18 protein-coding genes, 1 tRNA gene and 1 pseudogene are annotated in these 25840 nt (G+C 50.2%); 8 read left to right on the plus strand and 12 right to left on the minus strand.

From position 1 onward, the window contains the following. Positions 1–41 precede the first annotated feature (41 nt). From DES37_RS25700 to DES37_RS24375, 4 genes are all read right to left on the minus strand, one after another. Entirely contained in the window at positions 42–2273 is a 2232-nt protein-coding gene (locus DES37_RS25700; RefSeq protein ID WP_080842397.1) for a hypothetical protein, read from the minus strand. Further along, positions 2270–6979: a hypothetical protein gene (locus tag DES37_RS24365; protein WP_110028185.1), complete on the minus strand. Its 4710-nt coding sequence runs from the start codon at positions 6977–6979 to the stop codon at positions 2270–2272. Before DES37_RS24365 ends, DES37_RS25700 begins: the two co-directional genes overlap by 4 nt. Positions 6980–8119: 1140 nt before the next feature. Further along, the gene (locus DES37_RS24370; RefSeq protein WP_110028186.1) at positions 8120–9385 is read right to left on the minus strand and encodes a tyrosine-type recombinase/integrase; all 1266 of its coding nucleotides are present in this window, start codon (positions 9383–9385) and stop codon (positions 8120–8122) included. Between the two features lie 198 nt (positions 9386–9583). Further along, positions 9584–9668 (minus strand) — tRNA-Leu (locus DES37_RS24375). 294 nt (positions 9669–9962) lie between these two features. Here DES37_RS24375 and ahr point away from each other — a divergent pair. After that, positions 9963–10982: an NADPH-dependent aldehyde reductase Ahr gene (gene ahr, locus DES37_RS24380; RefSeq protein WP_036106830.1), complete on the plus strand. Its 1020-nt coding sequence runs from the start codon at positions 9963–9965 to the stop codon at positions 10980–10982. 84 nt (positions 10983–11066) lie between these two features. Here ahr and DES37_RS24385 read toward each other — a convergent pair whose 3' ends face one another. The 3 genes from DES37_RS24385 to lptF all read right to left on the minus strand — a co-directional run bounded on the left by DES37_RS24385 (position 11067) and on the right by lptF (position 13737). Further along, complete coding sequence (locus DES37_RS24385) at positions 11067–11327, minus strand: glycogen synthesis protein GlgS (RefSeq protein WP_110028187.1); 261 nt, start codon at positions 11325–11327, stop codon at positions 11067–11069. A 227-nt stretch (positions 11328–11554) separates the two neighbouring features. Further along, the gene (gene lptG / locus DES37_RS24390) at positions 11555–12637 is read right to left on the minus strand and encodes an LPS export ABC transporter permease LptG (protein ID WP_036106834.1); all 1083 of its coding nucleotides are present in this window, start codon (positions 12635–12637) and stop codon (positions 11555–11557) included. Continuing rightward, on the minus strand, positions 12637–13737 hold the full coding sequence (gene lptF, locus DES37_RS24395) for an LPS export ABC transporter permease LptF (RefSeq protein ID WP_110028188.1): 1101 nt from the start codon (positions 13735–13737) through the stop codon (positions 12637–12639). Before lptF ends, lptG begins: the two co-directional genes overlap by 1 nt. 274 nt (positions 13738–14011) lie before the next feature. Here lptF and pepA point away from each other — a divergent pair, with 274 nt between their 5' ends. From pepA to DES37_RS24415, 4 genes are all read left to right on the plus strand, one after another. Next, positions 14012–15523: a leucyl aminopeptidase gene (gene pepA / locus DES37_RS24405; protein ID WP_036106840.1), complete on the plus strand. Its 1512-nt coding sequence runs from the start codon at positions 14012–14014 to the stop codon at positions 15521–15523. A 94-nt stretch (positions 15524–15617) separates the two neighbouring features. Further along, on the plus strand, positions 15618–15752 hold the full coding sequence (locus DES37_RS26080) for a hypothetical protein (RefSeq protein ID WP_281271496.1): 135 nt from the start codon (positions 15618–15620) through the stop codon (positions 15750–15752). Between the two features lie 26 nt (positions 15753–15778). Then, entirely contained in the window at positions 15779–16237 is a 459-nt protein-coding gene (locus DES37_RS24410; protein WP_036106843.1) for a DNA polymerase III subunit chi, read from the plus strand. 5 nt (positions 16238–16242) lie between these two features. Next, positions 16243–19098, plus strand: a complete 2856-nt coding sequence (locus DES37_RS24415) for a valine--tRNA ligase (protein WP_110028189.1) — start codon at positions 16243–16245, stop codon at positions 19096–19098. A 270-nt stretch (positions 19099–19368) separates the two neighbouring features. Here the strand turns inward: DES37_RS24415 and DES37_RS24420 are convergent, their stop codons facing one another. From DES37_RS24420 to DES37_RS24425, 3 genes and pseudogenes are all read right to left on the minus strand, one after another. Then, positions 19369–20127, minus strand: coding sequence for an ankyrin repeat domain-containing protein (locus tag DES37_RS24420; RefSeq protein ID WP_245930182.1), 759 nt, complete (start codon positions 20125–20127; stop codon positions 19369–19371). Between the two features lie 165 nt (positions 20128–20292). Beyond that, positions 20293–20559, minus strand: a pseudogene (locus DES37_RS26255) (DUF8093 domain-containing protein); the annotation flags it as partial. A 250-nt stretch (positions 20560–20809) separates the two neighbouring features. Beyond that, positions 20810–22006: a YjgN family protein gene (locus DES37_RS24425; RefSeq protein WP_110028190.1), complete on the minus strand. Its 1197-nt coding sequence runs from the start codon at positions 22004–22006 to the stop codon at positions 20810–20812. 209 nt (positions 22007–22215) lie between these two features. On the opposite strand from DES37_RS24425, the gene DES37_RS24430 reads away from it, so the two are divergent. Continuing rightward, positions 22216–22710, plus strand: a complete 495-nt coding sequence (locus tag DES37_RS24430; protein WP_036114676.1) for a GNAT family N-acetyltransferase — start codon at positions 22216–22218, stop codon at positions 22708–22710. A 7-nt stretch (positions 22711–22717) separates the two neighbouring features. Here the strand turns inward: DES37_RS24430 and miaE are convergent, their stop codons facing one another. Beyond that, positions 22718–23485, minus strand: a complete 768-nt coding sequence (miaE, locus tag DES37_RS24435) for a tRNA isopentenyl-2-thiomethyl-A-37 hydroxylase MiaE (RefSeq protein WP_110028191.1) — start codon at positions 23483–23485, stop codon at positions 22718–22720. A 51-nt stretch (positions 23486–23536) separates the two neighbouring features. Then, positions 23537–23959: a ribonuclease E inhibitor RraB gene (gene rraB / locus DES37_RS24440; protein WP_110028192.1), complete on the minus strand. Its 423-nt coding sequence runs from the start codon at positions 23957–23959 to the stop codon at positions 23537–23539. Positions 23960–24057: 98 nt separating this feature from the next. On the opposite strand from rraB, the gene argL reads away from it, so the two are divergent. Beyond that, positions 24058–24153, plus strand: a complete 96-nt coding sequence (gene argL, locus DES37_RS26225) for a putative translational regulatory protein ArgL (protein WP_231889194.1) — start codon at positions 24058–24060, stop codon at positions 24151–24153. Beyond that, positions 24123–25130 carry an ornithine carbamoyltransferase gene (gene argF, locus DES37_RS24445; protein WP_110028193.1) on the plus strand — a complete coding sequence of 336 codons (1008 nt, stop codon included), beginning with the start codon at positions 24123–24125 and terminating at the stop codon, positions 25128–25130. The genes argL and argF overlap by 31 nt, the downstream gene beginning before the upstream one ends. Positions 25131–25840 lie beyond the last annotated feature (710 nt).

Genomic DNA, 25840 nt, shown 5'->3' on the forward strand with positions numbered 1-25840 from the left:
GGGGAGAATTCGTGATTAAGGGACGAAGGTTATAGACCGTGTTAGTTCTCAACCATCAATCGTGAAAGCTTGGCAAAAATCGAACTCTTACTACTTTCGCCGCTCCTTAGCATATCCAGGGTGAAGCTATTGAGGTAAGCACCAGTTAACGGGTGATTAAATACATCTACGGCCTTACCTTGGGCATCCCATATCAGCAGATTTTCTACCAGGTTAGGCCGTGCAATAGTAGGATTTGTAGGCTGAGCATCGCTTACCAGAACAAACACTCCATTCTCATGCGGTTGCAGGTAAATATGGTGATGCTTCATCTTTTGAGTTTTAGTCAACGAGTCGTATTTCGAGCGGCCCGGTGATATCAGATAGGGCAGTACGTTTTGCTCCAATTTTGCTGAGCGGGTGATAGTATACCCGTTAAATTTATCACCTTGACGCTCCGCCAGCGCTTTTTCTTGTTCCTGATAAGCGTATGAATCGACGATATTAAATTGCGCCGGGCCAATCAGGCGCGGCACGCGGGAGCTGTTATAGGTGGTAAGCAGCACATCTGCTGTATGGTCGTAGAGATAGAAGCTTTTATCGAATAATTTCTTTAGTCGTCCCAGAGCTGGATGATCAACAGATAGATACTCGAATTCACCTTCGACGATCCCGGTATCAACCACCCTAAGTTGGCCGTGCTCTATTTTTAGTTCAACATACCCAAGCAGGTGGATATTACTTTTCGTTTTGCGTACCGCATAGGCGGTATAGTGCCCGTTCGCCAAGTCTGGCAGTGGAATGTGATGTTGATTGAGTAAGCTCTCTTTGAACCATAGTTCAGTTTTCGTTCGGCGTACCTTACTTTTCAATAAGGTAACTGCTGACTTGAGACGACTGTGTGGTTTCGTAAGTTCGATTTCGTATTGAGCAGGGTTGCTTATCAATTGTTCATTAATAAAATCAATCGCATCCAGCAACTTACGATCAATGTTCATTCCTTGTAAAACCACAGGCAGTGGTTGTTGATTTAGCCACCCTTGCAAACGATCTAACTTAAGCTGGGTATAAATATCCCAGTTGAGTTCAGGTTGTTTTCGGGCGTCGGCAAAGGCTGAATAGAAATCATTGTACTCAACAGATTCATTCTCTTGCTGCCGGATGCTGTTGCTTCGTTCTTCCTCTACCGCATTGAGTACCAGAATAGATGTATTAGCAGGCAGCTCAGCAAATCCGGTTTGTCGGGAATGTTTAAGCGATGCCAGAGACCAGAGTTGATACCCGGGGAACTGGTTGGCTAATGCATCAAAGAAATAAGCTTCTTGCGTGACGCTGAATTCGACGCCGTTATAAACCACCAACAGCGTATTAGCCAGCTGTTGATCAAGGTCGGTAGCAAACTGATTGACCTCGTGTGTAGCCTGAAATGGGATAGGTTGATGGGGGATCTCTAGTTCACTGAGCCGCTCGCAGGCAGCATTCATGACAACGTTATAGGTATAGGCCTGGCATTCGCCATAACCGCTGCGCTCACGAAAAAAATCCAGTTTGCTATCACGGGCATCAAGTTTGCGCCGAGCTTTAAGCCGACGATTATCGATGCTAAACCACACGCTGGTATCGTCCAAGGATAGGTGCATCTCATCCGCCGGTTCGACCAAGAATTTTCGTTTGTGCAGGGTAAAAGCGAGTTCATTATATTCTGAGGCATAAATGTCGAGCTCAAAGGCTTCCATCACCCCGGTGCCTTTTTTTTGTGTGACGGGCTGACTCAGACGAGCGTTAAGGTAAAGCGTTGAGTTGAAGTAAGTCGGCGATACCGAAAAGCGCTCACTGGCTTTTTCCAGCATTACCATTTTCAAATGCAGGCTAAATAATCCCTGAATCAGGCGAGATAGGTCATGATTTTCAGCGGTGAGTTGCTGACAAAGCGTTTCAATACGTTCTGCCAACGTCCTGTGAGCCTGACTGTTCGGGTTAGTTGCAGGCGCCAGGAAAAAAAAGACGTGATGGTAATTTGGTAAGCAATGCAGTTCATATTTTACCTCCTGCCCGGCTTCCAGCCCAAGCTTCTGCCGCACGCAAGATTTTACCTCCTGATGAATTCGCGCATAGTAATCAGCGGATTTTTCTTTTCGCTCTTTAGTAAAGCGCTGAACCATAAAGTCTATCGTATAGATATTAGATATAGGGGCCAATAGACGCTGGATGGTCGTCAGCTGATCTTCTTCAAGCTTGATCAAATTGGTTCGGGCAATCGGAGTATCCGTCAGTTCATTCAAATTAGGGATCATGAGACTTTTCCTTTAGTCGGCAACTTTTCTACACCCAGCAAGGTTAGTAACATTGGGTTAATGTCCAATGTCATGCTCAGTTTCGAGTTTTCCTGAGCTCGTCCGCTCTCTCGATTTTTGGGCTGATAGTACTGGTAGTCGGTTTGCAACAGGTTAAGGTAGTGGATCGTGTGATCCACGTTATCTTGCCACATCAGATTATTGGGGTTCTGGCTGTAGGCGACGTTCAGATAGACAAATCGAATGCGTTCGTAACGGCCTGACAGCACAGCCTGAAGCTGTTTCTGCCCCTCTGTATCCGCCTTTTGGCTGGTGATATTACGGATCTGGCGAATCTTGTTGTTGCTTTTCTCAAGCGTTTCTTCTGCCCGCGTTAAATCATCCAACTGCGTCGCCCAGCGTTTAACGTCGATGCAGAGCAGGTCGTTACCCACTTCAATAAAGCGGTCAAAAAACTCATATACTAGCGGTTCAAGGCGTTCAAACACCTGTTGATCAGAAAGTGGGGTAACGCCATAGCTTTTTAGCACTTTATCGAAGAGATATTCACCGACATTGCCTTTGAGCAACGGAACTAGCCTGGGGTTGGGTACCCATTTTTTGAATGCCGTTTCCTGGATGTTGTCACATTCACGAATCAACTCGCCGACCAGGTTGCCGGGGGTAAAATCGACATCGTTTCTATACTGCGGAAAGAGGGTGAGCTCAGGCCGGTACTCTCTTGCGCCGCCAGCGAAATCCGACAGGGCGGAATAATCTCTGTGGACAAGTCCATCCGGGCCGCGTTTGTGGCAAAGTAAAATAGTTTGGTTGCCCTGATGGCGGTCGATAAACAGGGCGTGGTGGATTGATTGCATTTGCCGATTGGCGGCATACAAGGAATTAGCCTGAAGTTTTTCCAGCCAACGCATGGGATCGGTAAAGGAGTCAGAAGCGCGGAATAAATTACACAATTCGAGATATTCAAGGTTGCCGGCGCGTACCTGATTTATCCAGTCGGTTTTCAGGACTCGCTTATGAACAGCATCGATGCGGCGACCATTTTCTACGATAGCCTGTTCAAACGCATACCGCTGTTCTGCATCACTAAATGACTGGTTCTGACTCAGCTTTTCGCACTCCTCCATTAGGCGGTGGTTAAGCAAGGACATGCTTTCTGATACTACCTCGTTACCGCTATCTTCACTGAGAGCGGCGAACTGGAATGCAACATTACGGAACACATCGCGGGGTAAAAAGATTTCTGTTTTCAATAGAGTGTCGCGACGCTCGACTCGCCCTACGGCCTGCACGACGACTTTGAATAAGCTCATATCATGTTCGGCCATTAACAGGCGATAGTTTTCGCCGTGGGCGAAATTAACGTTGAAATCGGCCAGCTTGTGGACGGTAATATCGTCATCAGCGTAGTGTTTAAGCACGGTAACGTAGTTAGGTAATGTATTAAGGTTGCCGCTGTTGTCCTTTACTTCGCTGTAAAACGAGGAGTTGATGAGCACTAAGCGCTCAAAATCGACATCCAGACGCGGTGCATTGATATCATTAATATCGCCGTCATGGTATTTAACAAAGTAGTTGAGGCCGGTGCCTGCACTTTTGTAGCTGCTCATAAATACCAGTACGGTATTGCTGTTCTGGAGATAGGTTTCTTGCCTAATATCTTCGACATTAGCCAGTGGTGAATCAAAAAAGACCAAATGGACGGTGTGACGCCCTTTGAATGGGGTAAAGGTCAGGATCTGGTCATGTTTCTTATCGTTATCCGTTTTTTCATCGCACCGGGAGTGCATACCGTACTGCTGACGCCAGGCTGATTGATGAGTGCGCCAGGCGCTGATAAAGGCCCGCTTAAATGTCCCTGAAAGGGACAAAATCAGGCTGTTTTTACCCTCGTAGGCGGCAAGCAATAACGCTTCAAGTTCCCGCTGGTACTGACGCCGTTTATAGGTATTTTTCAGGTCGTACTCCAGCGGTTTCTTCAGCGCGTCGAAAAAGTTGTCATACGTCCTGCGATAGATCTCACAATTTTGGTAGATATCGGTCAATTTTAACTGCTTATCATCGAACACCCTGAAGTCGACGTTGCGGATACTGGCTCTCAACGCGCGTAGTGCTCTAAGCGTATCGATATCTGTTTTTTTACGTTCAATGACTCGATAGCCAAGGTCACGGCTATAGCGCTCCAGGAAGTGACGATTGAAGTTACCGTTTTTGGTGTGGCTAAAACCACTGGTGGCGCTAAGTCCAATCACTTTATTGTGCGTGCCCGTTAATAAACGTAGCAGCATGGCTTCAGGCAACTCTTGTACCAGATCCATCTCAAACGCCAGAATAATTGTACGCTCGGCTCCACTGTTCACGTAATTGAGTTCAACTATCGGCGTCATCGTGAATACGGTTTTGGGTTGCAGATAAGTGTAGAAATGATCAATCAACAGGTTTTTATCGGTGGTGCGATCGAAGATATGTCGCACCACTCCAGCTACATTATTGGCTGCGTCAACAAATTGGCCCAAAGGTGTATTCTGGCTGCTGGAGTTATCCTGGCCACCATTTTTTACCCAGCGCTTAAAGTGTCGGTTGGTGATATCAGAACAGGCGGCGAGGATGACGGAGACCAATTGGAACAGATCGTGCAGGGTGGGATTGGTGTCGCTGGCATCATTTTCGACTTCGTAATATAGCTCGGTGCGCGTTATGTCGCCTTCGCTGTTGCGCATACGAATGCGTTTCAGCCCCTCTTCATTAACGTACATTTTGGGGTTAAAGCTGAACACATTCCGGGTAATGGAAATGATGCGTTCGGCGGCGTCGCCGTTAACTTCGAATGCTCCTAACTGGTCGCGAAACATCTCCAGGATCGAGCCCAGCGTCGTACCGGGTGATAATTCGCACTTTTTCGCCAGTAGGTCTCGAAGGATGGTGATGAATTTGACCATCTCTTGCTCAAAGGTCGTTTGCGCTTCTTTGGGCTTTTTCCGGCGCTCCAGGCTGAGTACCGCATTGTGAATACGTCCCGCGACAGAGATAACATGCGCCAGATTATTTTCCTGTGTGATTAGCTTTACATGGCATGTTTCTTCAAGACGGGTGTAGGCTTCATGTAGTTCATCAATGATTACCGTAAATCGAATATTTTTCTGGCGAAAAGGGCAGTCTGGATTACGTCTGAAGTGTTCATCACGAAGATAAGCAACCTGCCCGGTATGGCCAGCTGCCGCAACGGTGCTGATCTGTGGATCTTTGGGAGCCAGCTTGCCGCCAATCAGCAAATCGAAACCTACGGACTCAAAATGCACACCTTCACCTCGCTGACGAGGCGCCAGTCGGTAAGTTGATGTGTCGAACTTATTTGTAGTCATTAATAGCACCGACGGGCGGTACTGGCAAACTTCGAAAGGCAATACCTGTTTGATAAGCTCGAAGTAGACTTCGTGTACGCTTAGTTCAGACTTGCTTGGTTTTCGTGCTGTCTCCGCGTGTTGCATTCGCTCTTGGCGCGCCTGGAGCCCGCGACGAATGTACTCTTTAATGGAAGCTTTTTCACTATCTGGTCCAAATAGTAATTTACAGGCTGACTCAATCGTATTGCGGATACTATGACGACAGTTTTTTAGCTGCTCTTCAAGAATTTCTCTTTCGTAGTTGGTATCCTGAGAACCGTATGTTGTCAGCTTTTTTAACTGCTCTTCACAGCGATCAATTTGTGAGACATGGTAATTGAGCGAACGCATTGCGCTGCCAATATATTTGCTACCTTTCGCCCCTTCGTACCACTGAATATAGCGGTCGCGATTTTTCAGGCCCGTGGCCCAGTCCATAAAGTCGAGATCGGCAATATCCTTACGAGAGAGAACGCAAATGAATTCGCCGCCAGAAGCCAGAATTTTGTCTTTCTGGCTGCTATCCAGGTCGATTTGTGATTTTTGCGGCGACATGAACAGCAGGTTGGTAAAGCCACCTTCGGGAAACAGATCATCTGACTTTTGTTTTTTGGCGAAACACTCCAGATATTCGACATACCCTTGAATTACGCCATAACTTTTGCCGAACCCCGTGCCATCGGAACTGAAGATGACCTCCGCGCCATCACGTTCATGCACGTGGTAAAGTTGAGAAACTTGGGCGCGGCAAGCGTTAATATCTTCAACCAGCGTTATGTCAGGAATTTGCCTGGAGATGAGATCCTGCAGATTATTATTGATAGTTATCTCTCCAACACGCTCACACTTACGGTAACTATTGATGGTTATTTGGCCACTGTCGATCAGAAGCTTTTCTATCTGCATGGAGGAAAGATGCAAGGCTTTTGCAATTTCATTGATAGTATTGGACAGTGATTCGTGTGGATTGCTATTCGTGAAGTGGTTTAGTGCTGCTGCAACGGTATCTGGATGCAATGCTTTTCTGAGAGTGGGAAAGGTGAGGCTGTAATCGTATAGCGCCAAATCATTGTTTATCAGACAGCGAAACAGCTGTTTAGTGGGATCGCCTCCAGGACGGCTGGCAAATCCCAGGATTTTTGCCTGTTCGAGTCGATACAACAATGCTGCGGCATCGCGATCAGGTGAGTCAAATGCATCGTGAAGCTGCTGGCTAAATGGCATTGTGGCATTCAGCCGGTTATGGCTGACCAACGCGGAAAAGTGCTGACGTACCAAGGTAAGCAGCTTACAATCTTCCTTTATAGTCCAGTTTTTTCTCATTCTTCTTCCCCTTAATATAAATGCACCTGCAACCACTCAGCCAAACGCTCAACGTCAAAACCCGTAATCCATACTCCCACGCCAAAAACGTCTTCGATAAATATTCATCATATTTTCGAGGCACTTTTCAGAGATGCTCTTGGCAAGACGGGACTCAGGGGGACAAACCTTCCTGTAGTGCATTGCTTAGCGTCTGCTTAACTTTCCCGAGCGTGTTTTTCAACTTCAACTACGGCAGCAAATGACAGGGTCTTAAAACCGTGCAGGATAGGCCATATCTACAACGTGTTTACTATTTGAGCACACACTGTGATAGGGCAGTCACCTTTCCGATAAATGGTGAACCGTCCCTGACGAACAACAACATGAACGCACATCTCTTCATCGCCTGATCAAAGTAGCTGCCAACTATTTTTCGCCTCAACATTGATGTTTTTTTACTAACGATTTCGACTACCTTCCGAAGCGACCACAACAAATAAAATATTGGTTACATATCAGTCTTATATCACCGGAGTAAGTTGACTTTTGATTAGCTATTTCAAGATATTAATAGCTAATCATGCTTCCCCAAATTGCTTACTTATAGCAAAGTCATATAGCATAAACTGAAGGGCGAATTGTTAAATCATACCGTGACTGCGCTGAAGAACAAGCATAAAAGCCACATAGTTAACATGGTTTATGTATTTCAGTTGAATGATAAATAGACAGTATAAAATCCAATCCAATAGCCGCGTTCAAGCGATTAATTTTTTGATGGGCTTAACAAGCACGAGCTGCAATGTCGGCAAATCCACTTGGTTGCTGGAAGAATATGATACCTTCAACACCTAGCCGATTATCTCCGCCGTTGGCAGAGAACCGTTCAGCGTTGTTAGCCAACAGTTATAAATTTAAATTAATGGCTAGAAGAATCTATCTCGGGGTAGATCATCAACATTACTTACTCTAAACCACGTTACACATGGCCTCCGGCGCAGCGAAGTCATCAAAAAAGAGTATTATAAAAATATGTTGAATTCCGCCTTTAAGGAGAAAGGTTGCCTGGCAGTCGTAATGCCGTTGACGATACAGCGCACAACACGGGTATAAACAGCCATTTCATTGATAAATAACTGAATGGCTGTTTATATTCAATCAAGATAAGGGTTCATTAATCTTTGCATAGAGATAAGGTGATGTGGCCTCATTGCGATTCGCATCAAGATAATCCGCCCACCACTGCAGCATCAACCTGCGCTCCCCCAGATGTTCCGCTTTATGGATGTAGGCAGCCCTAACAGAGCTACGCTCCTGATGGCTCATCTGCCGCTCCACTGCATCCCTCGACCACAATCCTGATTCAATAAGTGAACTACACGCCATCGTCCTGAAACCATGCCCACAGACTTCCGTTTTCGTGTCATAGCCCATAACTCGCAAAGCCTTGTTCACCGTGTTCTCACTCATGGGTTTACGGGGATCGTGATCGCCTACGAAAATCAGCTCTCGATTCCCATTCATGCTTTTAATCTTTTCCAGAATAGTTAAGGCTTGCCGCGACAAAGGAACAAGGTGAGGTGTCCGCATCTTCGAACCTCGCTGAGAATGTTTAACACTTTCCAGCGGCTCACGCTCTCCCGGAATCGTCCACATGGCCGTTTTAAAATCCACTTCTGACCAGCGGGCAAAGCGCAGCTCGCTTGAGCGGATAAAGACTAACAAGGTAAGTTCGACAGCAAGTCGGGTTAATGGTCTTCCGGAATAGTGATCAATGCGATGAAGTAATTCAGGAATACGATTAAGCTCCAAAGCCGCACGATGCTGTCTTTTCGCCGTAGCAACCGCACCGGCAATCTCTTGCGCAGGATTGTAGTCGATTAAACCACTCTGAACGGCAAAGCGCATAATCGCGGTAGTACGCTGCTGTAAACGGGCGGCAACTTCGAGCCGCCCGGATGACTCGACGGCTTTGATGGGGACAAGCAGATCCCGCGTCTTCAGTTCCGCAATGTTCCGCTTACCGATGGCAGCAAAGAGATTATCTTCGAGGCTTTTCAATACACGAGCGCTATGCGATGCAGACCACTTCTGATTGCTGGCGTGCCATTCTCTGGCTACCACTTCAAACGTTATCGCCTCTTGCTCCTGCTCTACCTTTACGGCTTTCTTGTTCTCACTGGGATCGACGCCATTCGCTAATAGCTTACGCGCTTCATCTCTGCGTGCCCTGGCATCCGCCAGCGAAACTTCAGGGTATTTCCCAAGCGCCAGCATCTTCTCCTTACCGCCGAAGCGATAACGAAGCCGCCAATATTTGGAACCGTTAGGGTGAACCAGCAAAACCATGCCTTCACCGTCAGTAAGTTTATAGGCTTTTGCTTCAGGCTTAGCCGAACGAACCTTCACATCACTCAGAGCCATGATGAGTATCCTTTCAAGGGTTCTGTGTGGGTACAAACATAATCGAACCACGATATACCCGCAGATGTACCCACTTCAGTAAGTTGATGTAGATTGAATCAGGTTGACTTAGGTTGAGTGTAAAAGCGAGGAAAGCCTTGCAGATACTGGATTTCAGGCACAAAAAAAGACGTCCGTTGACGTCTATTGATGTTCCGATGGTGCCGAAGGCCGGACTCGAACCGGCACGTATTTCTACGGTTGATTTTGAATCAACTGCGTCTACCGATTTCGCCACTTCGGCACTGAAGGGTATGCGGAAAACGTGAAGGATTATACCTGTTCCCATTCATGGCGCAAGGCTTATCCCTACGTCTTGCTGCCGTATGCTGAAAAAACCGCCAACCCAATCATTACCTTACCGTGAACACCCCCCACCGCCGCCCCCACCACTATCAGATTCCTGGCGCTGGCTTTTCCCGCCCACTTCCGCCAGCATATCTTGTTACATCAAACGCTTGCGGTTCTGGTTAATGCCCGGGCTGCGTGCGGTAAGATGTTCTACACTTCAAGTCAGTCCTCAAATCAGGGAACCAACATGACAATCATTAAAAGCTATGCTGCGCCGCAGGCCGGTGCAGAACTGGAACTGTATGAGTTCGATGCCGGGGAACTTGCCGCGGAAGATGTCGAAGTGGACGTAGAATATTGTGGTATTTGCCACTCTGACTTGTCGATGATCGATAACGAATGGGGCATGTCCAGCTACCCACTGGTTGCCGGGCACGAAGTCATTGGCCGGGTCAGTGCGCTGGGTAGCGCAGCACAAGATAAAGGCCTGAAAGTGGGCCAGCGCGTGGGTATCGGCTGGACAGCACGCAGTTGCGGCCACTGCGATGCCTGCATCAGTGGCAACCAGGTAAACTGCCAGCAAGGCAGTGTGCCCACCATTTTGAACAAAGGCGGTTTCGCCAACAAAATTCGCGCAGACTGGCAGTGGACAATCCCGTTGCCGGAATCCATGGATGTCGCGGCGGCAGGCCCGTTGCTGTGCGGCGGCATTACTGTATTTAAACCGCTGCTGATGCACCATATCACCGCCAACAGCCGTGTAGGCGTGATTGGGATTGGTGGGCTGGGTCACATTGCCATTAAACTGCTGCGCGCCATGGGTTGTGAAGTGACCGCATTCAGTTCGAACCCGTCTAAAGAGCAGGAAGTGCTGAAAATGGGTGCAGATAAAGTGGTGAACAGCCGCGATCCACAGGCACTTACCGCACTGGCAGGCCAGTTTGATTTAATCATCAATACCGTGAATGTGGATCTGGACTGGCAGCCCTACTTCCAGGCGCTGGCCTGGGGCGGAAACTTCCATACCGTTGGCGCGGTAATGAAGCCGTTCCCGGTGCAGGCATTCACTCTGATTGCCGGTGACCGCAGTGTTTCAGGTTCTGCCACCGGTTCGCCGTTTGAGCTGCGCCAGTTAATGAAACTGGCAGCCCGGGCGCATGTTTCCCCGCAAACCGAGCTGTTCCCGATGTCGAAAATTAACGATGCACTGCAGCATGTGCGGGACGGCAAGGCCCGTTACCGCGTGGTGTTGCAGGCAGATTTCTGATAACGGCTTAATAGGAATAAATAACGGCCAGGCACGCACTGTGCACTGGCCGTTTTTCAGTTGCTGCTTGCTCACTTGCCACTTTCAGGCACTTTCTTCTTCCAGTTCACTACTTCCCTGAACCGTGCGGCTCTGTTGTGCCGCCAGTTTCTTTTCCTGTTCCCGTGCGCACTGCGCCTGTTCGCAGTAACGCCGGAACCGTTCACAAAACCATACTCGCTGGGCATCCGTCATATTGCCGGTGATCGCTTCCACATCCACCTTAAGCCCTTGCGCCCGCATGCGGGCAAAACTGCGTGCCAGAAAATCAAAATTCTTTAACGCCATCAGTTCTGCTTCACCCATGCTGTCCCTCCATCTTCCGTTAATGTTGCCTGTAAGCTTTCCTGCTTTAAGTATTGTCCTCATCGGCATTTGCGAATGGTCAAAAGATGCGCAAGGCAGCAGCTAAACCGGCCAGGGGTCACATTTCAGGGGGAAATACGGGGGGATCTCTGTGGGGCAAAAAACCCAACAAAAAACCCGCTACACAGAGCGGGTTTTGCTGAACATCACAACTACCGTTAGCGCAGCTAACTGCGTTTAACCAGCAACCACAGGCTGATTAGCAGGAAAGATGCGCTGGGCAGGAGTGCGCCCATAATTGGCGGAATGTGGTACACCAGGCTCAGCGGGCCAAAAATCTGGTCCAGCACATAGAACACAAAGCCACAACTGATGCCGGTTACCACGCGCACGCCCATTGGCACACTGCGCAGCGGGCCGAAAATAAACGACAACGCCATCAGCATCATTACCGCCACAGAAACCGGCTGGAATACCTTGCTCCACATATTAAGCTGGTATTTACTTGGGTCCTGCCCGCTGGATTTCAGGTACTTCACGTAGTTATACAGGCCGCTAATCGACAGGGCATCCGGGTCCAGCGCCACCACGCCCAGTTTGTCCGGAGTGAGTGTCGTTTTCCAGGTACCGTTCACTTTTTGCGAACCGGTAATCTGTGTGGGGCTGGATAAGTCAGATTCATCAATCTGCGAAAGCTTCCACACTTTTGCGTCTTTATCAAACTTCGCCGAAGCCGCGTTCTCTACTGAAAGCAGGCGGCGTTCTTTGTTGAAGCGATAAATGCTGATATTCTCCAGCTCGTTGTTGCCTTTTACCCGCTGGATAAACACAAAACTGTTACCGTCTTTCGCCCACAAACCTTGCTGAGTGGAAAGCAGAGAACCACCGTACATCATTTGCGCCCGGTAGTTGCGCGCCATTTGCTCACCCTGCGGGGCAACCCACTCGCCAATCGCCATGGTTAACAACACCAGTGGAATGGCGGTTTTCATAACCGAAGCCGCCACCTGCATGCGGGTAAAACCGGAAGCCTGCATCACCACCAGTTCACTGCGTTGTGCCAGCATCCCCAGCCCCAACAGCGCGCCAAGCAGTGCCGCCATGGGGAAGAAAATCTGGATGTCTTTAGGAACACTGAGAACGGTATACAGCCCGGCGCCTGCAGCGGTATAACCGCCCTCACCGGCCTTTTTCAACTGATCGACAAACTTGATAATGCCGGAAAGCGAGACCAGCATAAACAGCGTCATCATAATGGTGTTGAAGATGGTCTTGCCAATATAGCGGTCAAGAACGCCAAACCCTGCCATCAGACCGCTCCTTTCTTAACAAACTGCGCACGCAGTTTACGCATGGGCACGGTATCCCACAGGTTCAGGCCCACGGCCAGCGCCAGGTACAGTGCATTAACAATCCACATCCACATGGCCGGGTCCAGCTTACCTTTCGCCCCATTAGAACGAATAGAGGTTTGCAGCAAGAAGAACACCAGGTAAAGCAACATGGCAGGCAGCATGGATAACACCCGGCCCTGGCGTGGGTTCACCGCACTGAGCGGCACCACCATCAGCGCCATAATTGCGACCGCCAGCACCAGGGTAATACGCCAGTTCAGCTCCGCACGGGCTGAAGGCGTATGCGTGTTCCACAAAGTGCGCATGTCCATTTGGTCTGTGTCGTTCGGGTCCAGCGCCACTACCTGGTGGCCAATAATCGCTTTGTAGTCCTGGAAATCCGTAATCCGGAAATCACGCAGCAACGCTGTACCTTCAAAGCGTGTGCCTTTGTTCAGTGTGACCACCTGGGAGCCATCCGGGCGCTGCGCCATTTTGCCGGAATCCGCCACTACAACAGAGGGGCGGGCATTGCCTTTCGGGCGCAGCTGCGCAAGGAACACATCGTGGAATTTGCTGCCGTTAACACTTTCAATAAACAGCACCGAGTTACCATCGGAAGACTGCTGGAACTGCCCGGCAGCCAGCGCCGCCATGCCCGGGTTGGCTTTTGCTTCCGCCAGCACTTCATCCTGGTGGCGTGATGACCAGGGCCCCGCCCACATCACATTCACCGCAGCAACAGCACCAGTCAGTAACATCAGCACGCCTGCCGCTTTAATCAGCACTGATTTACTCAGCCCGCATGCGTGCATTACCGTTATTTCACTCTCGGTGTACAACCTGCCGAAGGTCATTAACAGGCCCAGGAAAAGACTGAGAGGCAATATTAATTGCGCCATTTCAGGCACGCCCAGCCCTAATAAAGAGAGCACTAAATTCGTGGGGATTTCACCGTCAACCGCTGCGCCCAGTATCCTGACCAGCTTCTGACAGAAGAAGATAAGTAACAGGATGAACAGAATCGCCAACTGGCTTTTGAGTGTCTCCCGTACAAGATATCTTATGATTATCACATTAAATACGCCTGTGAAAACGAGTCTTTTTGCAGGAAAATTGCTTGTTTCATCGCTTATACGTCATTTATTCTCTTGAGTCGTCGAAAACACCGCTAAGATTAAATAATCTGTCGGCCTCAGGTTTCGCGACCTGATAAGTGACGAGCGGAAACCAGTAAAACGTCCGTTAAGATTAACACGAAGTCACCGCAACAGCGGAGTGCGAGTTACGAAAGTTTTCAATTCTATCCGTACAAGCCGCTGTTGTCTTTAAGATTCAGGAGCGTAGTGCATGGAGTTCAGTGTAAAAAGCGGTAGCCCGGAGAAACAGCGGAGCGCCTGTATCGTCGTGGGTGTATTCGAACCGCGCCGCCTGTCCCCAATCGCAGAACAACTCGATAAAATCAGCGACGGTTATATCAGCGCTTTGTTACGGCGCGGTGAACTGGAAGGGAAGCCTGGGCAAACCTTATTACTGCATCACGTCCCGAATGTGCTCTCTGAGCGCATCCTGCTGATTGGCTGCGGTAAAGAGCGTGAACTGGATGAGCGCCAGTACAAACAGGTAATTCAGAAAACCATTAACACCCTGAATGATACGGGTTCGATGGAAGCCGTCTGTTTCCTGACCGAGCTGCACGTGAAAAGCCGCAGTACGTACTGGAAAGTGCGCCAGGCTGTCGAGACCGCGAAAGAAACCCTTTACAGTTTCGACCAGTTAAAAACCAACAAAACCGAGCCACGTCGCCCGCTGCGCAAAATGGTGTTTAACGTGCCAACCCGCCGGGAACTCACCAGTGGCGAGCGCGCAATCCAGCATGGTCTGGCCATTGCGGCAGGGATTAAAGCCGCCAAAGACCTCGGCAACATGCCGCCGAATATCTGTAACGCCGCTTACCTGGCGTCTCAGGCGCGCCAACTGGCAGATGCTTACAGTAAAAATGTGGTCACCCGGGTGATTGGCGAGCAACAAATGAAAGAGCTGGGGATGAATTCCTACCTGGCTGTCGGCCAGGGTTCCCAGAACGAATCCCTGATGTCGGTTATTGAATATAAAGGCGACCCGTCTGCTGATGCCCGCCCGGTGGTTCTGGTGGGTAAAGGCCTGACGTTTGACTCCGGCGGTATCTCCATTAAGCCTGCCGAAGGCATGGACGAAATGAAGTACGACATGTGCGGCGCGGCTTCGGTCTACGGTGTAATGCGCATGGTGGCGGAGCTGCAACTGCCCATCAACGTGATTGGCGTGCTGGCCGGTTGTGAAAACATGCCTGGCGGGCGTGCTTACCGCCCGGGCGATGTGCTCACCACGATGTCTGGCCAAACAGTTGAAGTGCTGAATACCGATGCCGAAGGCCGCCTGGTGCTGTGCGATGTGCTGACCTACGTTGAACGCTTCGAGCCAGATGTCGTGGTGGATATCGCCACGCTCACCGGGGCGTGCGTGATTGCCCTTGGCCACCACCTCACCGGGCTGATGTCCAACCATAACCCGCTGGCTCACGAGCTGCTTGGGGCGTCTGAGCAATCTGGCGACCGCGCATGGCGCCTGCCAATGGGCGATGAGTACCAGGACCAGTTGGATTCCAATTTTGCCGATATGGCAAACATTGGTGGGCGCCCAGGCGGAGCAATTACCGCTGCCTGCTTCCTGTCGCGCTTTGCCCGTAAATATAACTGGGCGCACCTGGACATTGCCGGTACAGCCTGGCGTTCCGGGAAAGCGAAAGGTGCCACTGGCCGCCCGGTGGCGATGCTGGCGCAGTTCCTGCTCAACCGTGCAGGCCTTGGCAACGAAGAGTAACCTCCGTCCCCTGCTTTCACGGCAGGGGCGAGTATTTTAGGGGAAGGCCTGCCAGGTGCGGGCTTACCCGTGCACAACAGGCCCCCATCGTGGTATGCTTGCTGACCGCCTGGCGGCGTATGCGCCCGTATTCGCCCCGGCTCGCTTGCCAACAGGCTGGCACCGCCTTGAAGGCGCCATACTCACCCCGGGGAAACCGGTGCTCAAACCAGGAGCCCGGCGTGAGTGAACAGTCACTGACAACACCCGGAAATCATGAAAAACGCAACGTTCTATCTTCTGGATAACGATACCCCGGCAGGCCCGCTAAGCGCCGTCGAAGCGCTGGTGTGCGAACTGGCGGCAGAACGTTGGCGGGAAGGCAAGCGTGTGCTGGTTGCCTGTGAAGACGAACAACAGGCTATCCGGTTAGATGAAGCGCTATGGCAGCGCGAACCCCACCATTTTGTGCCCCATAACCTGGCCGGTGAAGGCCCGCGTTTTGGTGCGCCGGTTGAGCTGGCCTGGCCGCAACGCCGTGGCAGCGCACCCCGCGATATTCTTATCAGCCTGCTGCCCGGGTTCGCAGATTTTGCCACCGCTTTCCATGAAGTGATAGACTTCGTTCCTTACGAAGAATCCCAGAAACAACTGGCGCGTGAACGCTATAAAGCGTATCGCACGGCTGGTTTCCACTTGACCACGGCCACCCCCACGGTGCCCGGAACGATATAGCAGAAATGGAAAAGACATATAACCCACAAGATATCGAACAGCCGCTTTACGAGCACTGGGAACAGCAGGGCTACTTTAAACCCAATGGCGATAACAGCCAGGAAAGCTTCTGCATCATGATCCCACCGCCGAATGTCACCGGCAGTTTGCATATGGGTCACGCCTTCCAGCAGACCATCATGGACACCATGATCCGCTACCAGCGCATGCAGGGTAAAAATACGCTGTGGCAGGTGGGGACCGACCACGCCGGTATCGCCACGCAAATGGTGGTCGAGCGCAAAATTGCTGCCGAAGAAGGGAAAACACGCCACGATTACGGCCGCGATGCCTTCATCGAAAAAATTTGGCAGTGGAAAGCTGAATCCGGCGGCACCATTACCCGCCAGATGCGCCGCCTGGGCAACTCTGTAGACTGGGAGCGCGAGCGCTTCACCATGGACGACGGCCTGTCCAACGCGGTGAAAGAAGTGTTTGTCCGCCTGTATAAAGAAGATTTGATTTATCGTGGTAAGCGCCTGGTCAACTGGGACCCGAAACTGCGTACCGCGATTTCCGACCTGGAAGTGGAAAACCGCGAGTCTAAAGGCTCTATGTGGCATATCCGCTACCCGCTGGCCGACGGCGCGAAAACCGCAGACGGCAAAGATTACCTGGTTGTTGCCACCACCCGTCCGGAAACACTGCTGGGCGATACCGGTGTTGCGGTAAACCCGGAAGACCCGCGTTATAAAGACCTGATCGGCAAATATGTTGTGCTGCCGCTGGTTAACCGCCGTATTCCGGTGGTGGGCGATGAACACGCCGATATGGAAAAAGGCACCGGTTGCGTGAAAATCACCCCGGCGCACGATTTCAATGACTACGAAGTGGGTAAACGCCACCAGTTGCCGATGATCAACATTCTGACCTTTGACGGCGATATCCGTGAAAGCGCTCAGGTGTTCGATACCAATGGTGTTGAATCCACCGTTTACAGCAGCGATATTCCGGCTGAATACCAAAAACTGGAGCGTTTCGCTGCACGTAAAGCCATTGTGGCCGCAATTGATGCCGCTGGCCTGCTGGTTGAAATCAAGCCTCACGACCTGACTGTGCCTTACGGCGACCGTGGCGGCGTGGTTATTGAACCAATGCTGACTGACCAGTGGTATGTGCGGGTTGCTCCGCTGGCGAAACCGGCGATTGAAGCCGTAGAGAACGGCGATATCCAGTTCGTTCCGAAACAATACGAAAACATGTATTTCTCCTGGATGCGCGACATTCAGGACTGGTGTATTTCCCGCCAGTTGTGGTGGGGCCACCGTATTCCGGCATGGTACGACGCACAGGGTAATGTGTATGTTGGCCGCACCGAAGACGAAGTGCGCCAGGAAAATAACATCCCGGCAGACATCGCCCTGAACCAGGACGAAGACGTGCTGGATACCTGGTTCTCCTCTGCGCTGTGGACGTTCTCCACCCTGGGCTGGCCGGAAAATACCGAAGCACTGAAAGCGTTCCACCCATCCACCGTGATGGTGAGCGGCTTCGATATCATCTTCTTCTGGATTGCGCGCATGATCATGATGACCATGCACTTCATTAAAGATGAAGACGGTAAATCGCAGGTGCCGTTCCACACTGTATACATGACCGGGCTTATCCGTGATGACGAAGGGCAGAAAATGTCCAAGTCCAAAGGTAACGTGATTGACCCGCTGGATATGGTGGACGGCATTTCGCTGGAAGCCTTGCTGGAAAAACGTACCGGCAACATGATGCAGCCGCAACTGGCAGAGAAAATCCGCAAGCGCACCGAGAAACAGTTCCCGAACGGTATTGAACCGCATGGCACCGATGCACTGCGTTTCACCCTGGCAGCACTGGCATCTACTGGTCGTGATATCAACTGGGATATGAAGCGCCTGGAAGGTTACCGTAACTTCTGTAACAAGCTGTGGAACGCCAGCCGCTTTGTGCTGATGAACACTGAAGAGCAGGATTGCGGCTTTAACGGTGGCGAGAAAGTGCTGTCACTGGCAGACCGCTGGATCCTTGCGGAATTCAACCAAACGGTGAAAGCCTACCGCGAAGCGCTGGATAACTACCGTTTCGATATCGCCGCCAATATTCTGTATGAGTTCACCTGGAACCAGTTCTGTGACTGGTACCTGGAGCTGACCAAGCCGGTAATGAACGGTGGCAACGAAGCCGAATTGCGCGGTACCCGTAATACTCTGGTCACCGTGCTGGAAGCACTGCTGCGCCTGGCGCACCCGATTATTCCGTTTATTACGGAAACTATCTGGCAGCGTGTGAAAGTGCTGAAAGGCATCACTGCCGATACCATTATGCTGCAGCCGATCCCGGCGTTCGACAGCACACTGGTTGATGAAGCAGCTCTGGCCGATACCGAGTGGCTGAAACAGGCAATAACCGCCGTGCGTAATATCCGTGCAGAAATGAACATTGCACCGGGTAAACCGCTGGAAGTATTGCTGCGTAACGCCAGCGAAGCTGTGGTTGCCCGTGTAAATGCCAACCGCAACTTCCTGCAAACGCTGGCTCGCCTGGAAAGCATTACGGTGCTGCCAGCCGATGATAAAGGCCCGGTTTCCGTGACCAAAATTATCGACGGTGCAGAGCTGCTGATCCCAATGGCTGGCCTTATCGATAAAGCCGCTGAGCTGGATCGCCTGGCAAAAGAAGTAGCGAAAATCGACGGTGAAATTGCCCGTATTGAGAGCAAGCTCTCTAACGAAGGCTTTGTTGCCCGCGCGCCTGAAGCTGTAGTTGCTAAAGAGCGTGAGAAACTGACCGGTTACGCTGAATCTAAAGCGAAACTTATTGAGCAACAGGCTGTTATCGCCGCGCTGTAAGTTGTTATGCGGCAAGACACCAACCGGGGCCCTGCCCCGGTTTTTTTATGCCTGTGGTTTTTGTTTTGAGTCAGGGAAAGAAGATGAACCCGGGCACATAACATACAGCCACACCACACAGCACAAAAATCACCGCTACTTGCAGCGAGGGTTGTGTCGCGTAAGACCGGTGAACCGCAGAAAGGAAGACAAGGTTATTCCGCCCGGACGGCGGAATAAGGCGAACCGAGGCAGGGATGCCGGGCCAGCCGCAGACTAAGCACCATAACTTTATTGAGATTCAGCAGCACCATGCTGATACAGCATCGATAGTATCTTCCTGCACTTAACATTATATTCAGAGCTTTCTTTGGTATCTTGTACTTTCATTTTAACCAATTGCAATAAAGACAGATTATTTATATCAACAGGATTAGGATTAGCACCACGATTTATCAAAAGTTCCATATGTTCGAATGATGAACTAAAAAAAGCAGCCATTAGCACTGTTTGTTGTAATGAATTTCGGATATCTATGTCTGCCCCATAATCCAACATTAACTTTAATGTCTCCGTATTCTTAGCCCATACGCTTTGAAATATAATGGGTTCGTTGTGCGTTTCATCTCTTGCGTTCGGTGATAACCCCCCGTCCAGAATAGCCTTAAGCCAGACCGAACGTTCACCTTTCATCACAAACTCAGCCGGGCTGCCATCCATATTCCCCTGAGGCAGCAACGGGTCTGCGCCTGCTTTGACCAGTGCGGTAACTATCTGTAATCTTTCTGGGGTCGTTTTATCGCCAATAGAATTTGACAAAGCCCAAAAAAGCAATGTCATTTCAGCTTTAGCTTTCTGATTCAATATTGATTTATCCACACCTGCCAGTTTTTTTTCAAGCGCAGGTAAATTACCATCATAAATATCCCGCGCAATTGCCAGCTGAGCCCCTTCAAAATAATCCTGAGGTTCGAGATTTATCTCTTTTTTGCACCCTTGAACAGTTAAGACAAAGAACAGCATAATTAGCCAGGCCGTCCATTTCTTCATATTCGGCTCCTTATTATGGCGATATCCTCACCCTTCTGCGCTTCAATACACCGTCTTGCCTGATCAGAACCATGTTTATCTGCCAACGACCCCGGTCACTTCGGGAAGCGTATGCTTTGTTCCTATGGCATCTGGAGACAGGGCTGAAATGGTTTCGTTTACCAACTAAGTTAATTTCTTAAGCCCTTGCTCATCGATAAAAAAAGCATTAAACGGTGACCAGCCATTCATATGTGCAGTTATTGCAACTAACTCACCAAGCATCAGTTCCTGTGCTGCTATCTTTCCCGGATTGCCTCCGGATTGGTACGCACTGGCTCCAGTCTTTCGTCGCAGAATGTTCCATGAGACAGGGGTAAACACGTCACGCAGCGATTGTTCTGGTAGATACTCAACGGCATTCACAATAGCGCTTGAAGTTTCTATCCATTGAAACTCTTCTGGAGGGGGGCTTTTCTAAAAATATACAATGGGTTAATACGACGCATCAGGGGCCTCACTTCACGGCTACGTAATGGTTATTAAATCCTCTGTTAACTGCCCACAGCCTTATATTGCCCCTGCTGCATATCTGGCGTGAACGATACCCACAGTGAAATAAACAACATGAGATCTCTTCACTCACCTGAACAGAGCATTCCAGCAGGTACTGAAGTAAAAAAGGGGGCAAAGCCCCCTTTAATCAAAATACAAACTGCATCACTGACAACCCACGTGCCAGCAAATTCGCCGGGTCAGCCGCAGGCTTATCATTGTGGTCTTCCACTGGTAACTGGTCCAAATCCCCTTCTACATGGGTGTTTTCCAGCAAATAACGTGTTGCACGAACTCGCGCCCATGGGTAAGCCAGAAACGCAGTAATGCTGCACACAAACAGATTACTGACAACCAGCCAAACAAACGCACCAACACGTGCAGTAGAACGAAAACGGATAGCGCCGTTATGCAGGCTCGCCTGGCTATAGATATAGTTACGTATTGCCACATAGCCGTAGCAATAGCACACCAGGATGCCCAGCATATAGAGGATATACCCCAGTAACATTGAACCAGCCGACTGCATTACAGCCATCAAAATTGCATCTTGTGCAGCACCAGCATACATCACCAGTCGCATCATGGGGGCAACAATAAAATATCCGGCAACGATCATGAAAGGAATAAACAACGCGATTGCCTTCAGAACAATCATCGTGCATTTCTTAGTCTCAAGACTTACATCAAATTTCACATTGCCGTACTGCAAATTATTAATCAGTAATTTGCCCCACTGTGAAATATAAAGCCCTTGCATTAGAGCAATGCCAACCATTGAAACAACAATCACTAATATAGAGCCAGCAATGATGATACCGGCACTCATTGATGAGCTCATAATACTCACAATGATGCTTGAAATAACCACAATAGCCAGCGAGATCAGCAATGGCTGACCCAGCATCACCCACCAGGCGCGCAACGGGTTGGTGCGGAAGTTAAAACGCACACCATTCAGTGTGGTCATCATGGCCTGATAACGCAGGCCCTGCATGATCAACCATGGGGAAAACAGTATAAACAACAGCATCATAATCAATGACAATACAGCATTGTTATGGGCGATATTCACCAGGAAAATGCCATATAACACGGCGATACACAGCCAGCCGACCAGAATAGATTTGCCCGTTGCATGATAAGCAAATTTTTTACCGGCTAATTCTGTGTTTTCATAGAAATAACGGCGTGAACGAACAAAGGCCCAGGGGAGGAACAACCCAAGAGTAATGGTGGTCAGAATAGCGTTTACCAGCCAGATAACAAAAAATTCACCGCCCGTACCTTTGAAGGACATAGCACGAGCCGGGCTGTTTACCATCCCGTCATTTACGTCTGACATAACAATCCTTAGTTAAAATTTAAATAAAAACAATGAGTTAAGAAGATATATTTTCTCTGTGTGCATTCAGGCCTTTTTATTGTAAAGTGTATTTACAAAAAGAAATATACCTGGATTAACGGGGTTGTCATTCGCACCAACTAATGTTATTAGCAGGGCTGATATTAATTAATAGCCAAAATAATTCAGACAATTCTTAAGAGAAAATAATGAGCAGTGAAGAGTTCATATCACGTGAAATAACCGCAGAAGATAACCCGGCTATCGCAAATGTTATTCGTCAGGTATCTGCCGAATATGGGTTAACAGCGGATAAAGGCTATACCGTTGCAGACCCTAATCTGGATGCACTATATCAGCTATACAGCCAGCCAGGGCATATCTACTGGGTTGTTGAGCACCAGGGGCGCGTTGTTGGTGGTGGTGGGCTGGCACCGCTGGCTGGTGGCGCCAGCGATACCTGTGAATTACAGAAAATGTATTTTCTGCCTGTCGCGCGCGGGAAAGGGCTGGCAAAAAAACTGGCGATCCAGGCGCTGGAATTTGCGCAACAGCAGGGTTACCACCAGTGTTATTTGGAAACAACAAGTTCACTGACACAGGCTATTGGGTTATATGAGCGCCTGGGCTTTAAACATATTGAGCATGCAATGGGCTGCACCGGCCATGTCGATTGCGAAGTACGTATGCTGAAAATACTGTGATACTCAATTAAACCCTGCTGACCGGTACGCCACTATGAAAACGGAATTCAGTATCTTCCGACTGTATCAATGCGGCCTCGGCTTCGCCAATTTCCTGTACGCGAGCCTGAATATCATCCCCTGATATTTGTTGGGCAAGTGCCAGGTAATCCTGGTAGTGGCGGGCTTCCGAACGCAGCAAAGAGACATAAAATTTTTGCAGGTCACCGTCCAGCCAGGGAGCCAGTGCGGCAAAACGTTCGCAGGAACGCGCTTCTATGTAAGCGCCACAAATCAATTTATCTACCAGCATCACTGGCTCGTGAGTACGGATACTACGCAGTAACCCTTTAGCATAGCGGCTGGCCGTTATTTTCACATACGGGATACCCCGCGCCACCATGGCTTCCCTTACCTGCCAGAAGTGGTGTAATTCTTCTTTGATAAGTAACACCATGCGGTCGATAAGTGCCTGCTCCCAGGGGGAACTGGTTTGTGGCATGGCGCTTTTACTGATCTGTTTATGCAACGCGATAAAATCGGGCTCGGGGCCTTCGCGGAAAGTAAACGCTTCGTAAGGCTGCAGCCACTCAAGCAGCATCGCCGCACCTTGTGAATCGGCCACATACTTGCGAATCAGCAACATGGCGGTTTGTGCAGCTTTCAGCTCGCACACCATGTGGTCGGTCAGCAGCAACGGTAAATTTTCTGGTTTACGGGCTTCTTGTAACCAGGCTTCGGGTGTGGCGCAGTGGAGAAATTGTAATACGGGGGCAAGAATTTCGGGGTAAGTCATCTAACGGTTCCAGGCTTAATACGGCGGGTTACCCCGCCGCTTTATCATGAATCAGTGGCGGACGCCGTCGTCGTCTTCATCCACGTAATCGTCATCGTCGCCGTCGCCGTCTTCGCCATTCGGGTCTTCGTAGTAAGTTCCCCAGCCGTCATATTCCACTTCGAATTTTTCAGCCAGATCCATTAACTGTTCAACCTGGGTGTCGATAAGCTCAGCGTTTAAAGCACATTCACTGATAGCATCGCAGCAAATAACCACTTCGCCGCCATCCAGTTCCAGTTCTTCCGGGTCGGTTACTTCATAACCCAGTTTAAAGGCTTCCACAGCCACTTTCTCCAGACTCTCAAAGTCATCTGCGGACAGGTGGTGTTCAATGGTGTACAGCGCATCCGGGTCGCTGCCATCTTCCAGTAATTCTTCAATAACCAAACGCGTTTCTTCGCGTTGTTCGTCCAGCAGTTCAGGGTTTGCCATAAGAGAGCCTCCGTAAGTTGGCATACGGCGCTATTCTCCCACAGCCGGGGCCTTGCCTCCACTCTCATGTGCAAAGATTTCTGCCCTCGGGGTTGAAAATGAATATTCATACATATAAAGTGAATTTTAATTCAACTAGTGGTTTTGACCATGTGAGGCAAAAATGTCCTGGTTCTATAAGAAACACTTTCTGAAATTGCTCGACTTCACCCCCAGCCAATTACACGAACTACTGGCCCTGGCCGCAAAATTAAAACACGACAAGAAAAACGGCACAGAAGCACAGCACCTGCAGGGAAAAAACATCGCGCTCATCTTCGAAAAAGACTCCACGCGCACCCGGTGCTCTTTCGAAGTTGCCGCATACGACCAGGGCGCCCGCGTAACCTGGATTGGCCCGAGTGGCAGCCAAATTGGCCATAAAGAATCCATTAAAGATACCGCCCGGGTGCTGGGCCGCATGTACGATGGCATTCAGTATCGTGGCCACGGCCAGGAAATTGTCGAAACACTGGCCCAATACGCAGGTGTTCCCGTGTGGAACGGCCTGACCAATGAATTTCACCCCACGCAGCTGATGGCTGATTTACTGACGATGCAGGAGCACCTGCCTGGTAAAGTATTTAACCAGATGGCACTGGTGTATGCCGGAGATGCCCGCAATAACATGGGGAATTCCATGCTGGAAGCCGCGGCATTAACCGGGCTGGACCTGCGCCTGGTGGCCCCTAAAGCCTGCTGGCCAGACGAACAACTGGTAACCGAGTGCCTGGCACTGGCAAAAGCTAATGGTGGGAATATTACCCTGACAGAAGATATTGCCAGTGGTGTGAAAGGTGCAGACTTCATTTATACCGATGTGTGGTTGTCGATGGGCGAAGCCAAAGATAAATGGGCTGAACGTATTGCGCTGTTAAAACCTTACCAGGTGAATGCGCAGATGCTGGCGTTGAGCGGCAACCCGGATGTGAAATTCCTGCACTGCCTGCCTGCGTTTCATGATGACCAGACGACTACAGGTAAGCAGATGGCTGAGGAATATGGTCTGGTGGGCGGCATGGAAGTGACAGATGAGGTGTTTGAGTCTGCGAATAGTATTGTGTTTGACCAGGCTGAAAACCGGATGCATACCATTAAAGCGGTGATGGTGGCGACGCTGGCGGATTTGTAGTTGGTGGTGGGGGCGTTCGCCTGGTTGGTTATTTCTGGTCACTTTTCACTGTGTCAGTGTGGTGAAAGTTCCGTTCACCTGAAGTGATATGGCTAATGTGGCTTCACAGCCTGTGAACGGGCTAAGGGGGCTCGCCCCCTTTGCAATCCCCGTTTTCGCGGGCGACCGGTGCAGTGTAGTACGCTCACCGGGTGTGGGTATTTTCGTTCACTTGCAGTGTAGTTGTTTCCGTTCACCTGAAGTGATGTGGCTAATGTGGCTTCACAGCCTGTGAACGGGCTAAAGGGGGCTCGCCCCCTTTGCAATCCCCGTTTTCGCGGGCGACCGGTGCTGCGCACTGCGTTCACCTCCGGGCAGTCAGCCTGCGGCCGGCTCGACTCGGCATCCATGCCTCGGTTCGCCTTATTCCGCCGTCCGGGCGGAATAACCTTGTCTTCCTTTCTGCGGTTCACCGGTCTTACGCGAGCAGGCCTCGCTGCAAGTAGCGGGGTTTTTTGTGTTGTCAGGTGTGGCTGGGGGATTTGTGCGTTGTTTGTTTTCTTTGATTTTTGCTGAGATATTACAGGCGGGTGTGGGGTGTGGCCTCTAAATCGTTGAGGCGTGCCTGGCGGGCCGGGGCTGCCTGCAGGACGCAGGCAGAGCGACGGGAGGCAGGATGCCGACTCGGAGCGGTACCCGAACAAGCCGCCGGGGTAAGCCGAATGTCCGCG

Source organism: Mangrovibacter plantisponsor (assembly GCF_003182475.1).
GTDB classification, from domain to species: domain Bacteria; phylum Pseudomonadota; class Gammaproteobacteria; order Enterobacterales; family Enterobacteriaceae; genus Mangrovibacter; species Mangrovibacter plantisponsor.

Bases quoted from the DNA above. Each gene is read 5' to 3' on its own strand.
- DES37_RS25700 (WP_080842397.1), bottom strand. From the start codon at position 2,273: ATGATCCCTAATTTGAATGAACTGACGGATACTCCGATTGCCCGAACC.
- DES37_RS24365 (WP_110028185.1), bottom strand. From the start codon at position 6,979: ATGAGAAAAAACTGGACTATAAAGGAAGATTGTAAGCTGCTTACCTTG.
- DES37_RS26080 (WP_281271496.1), top strand. From the start codon at position 15,618: ATGCTTGCTGACCGCCTGGCGGCGTATGCGCCCGTATTCGCCCCGGCT.
- DES37_RS24410 (WP_036106843.1), top strand. From the start codon at position 15,779: ATGAAAAACGCAACGTTCTATCTTCTGGATAACGATACCCCGGCAGGC.
- DES37_RS24370 (WP_110028186.1), bottom strand. From the start codon at position 9,385: ATGGCTCTGAGTGATGTGAAGGTTCGTTCGGCTAAGCCTGAAGCAAAA.
- DES37_RS24430 (WP_036114676.1), top strand. From the start codon at position 22,216: ATGAGCAGTGAAGAGTTCATATCACGTGAAATAACCGCAGAAGATAAC.
- DES37_RS24415 (WP_110028189.1), top strand. From the start codon at position 16,243: ATGGAAAAGACATATAACCCACAAGATATCGAACAGCCGCTTTACGAG.
- DES37_RS24420 (WP_245930182.1), bottom strand. From the start codon at position 20,127: ATGAAGAAATGGACGGCCTGGCTAATTATGCTGTTCTTTGTCTTAACT.
- rraB (WP_110028192.1), bottom strand. From the start codon at position 23,959: ATGGCAAACCCTGAACTGCTGGACGAACAACGCGAAGAAACGCGTTTG.
- pepA (WP_036106840.1), top strand. From the start codon at position 14,012: ATGGAGTTCAGTGTAAAAAGCGGTAGCCCGGAGAAACAGCGGAGCGCC.
- lptG (WP_036106834.1), bottom strand. From the start codon at position 12,637: ATGGCAGGGTTTGGCGTTCTTGACCGCTATATTGGCAAGACCATCTTC.
- DES37_RS24385 (WP_110028187.1), bottom strand. From the start codon at position 11,327: ATGGGTGAAGCAGAACTGATGGCGTTAAAGAATTTTGATTTTCTGGCA.
- argF (WP_110028193.1), top strand. From the start codon at position 24,123: ATGTCCTGGTTCTATAAGAAACACTTTCTGAAATTGCTCGACTTCACC.
- argL (WP_231889194.1), top strand. From the start codon at position 24,058: ATGAATATTCATACATATAAAGTGAATTTTAATTCAACTAGTGGTTTT.
- DES37_RS24425 (WP_110028190.1), bottom strand. From the start codon at position 22,006: ATGTCAGACGTAAATGACGGGATGGTAAACAGCCCGGCTCGTGCTATG.
- miaE (WP_110028191.1), bottom strand. From the start codon at position 23,485: ATGACTTACCCCGAAATTCTTGCCCCCGTATTACAATTTCTCCACTGC.
- ahr (WP_036106830.1), top strand. From the start codon at position 9,963: ATGACAATCATTAAAAGCTATGCTGCGCCGCAGGCCGGTGCAGAACTG.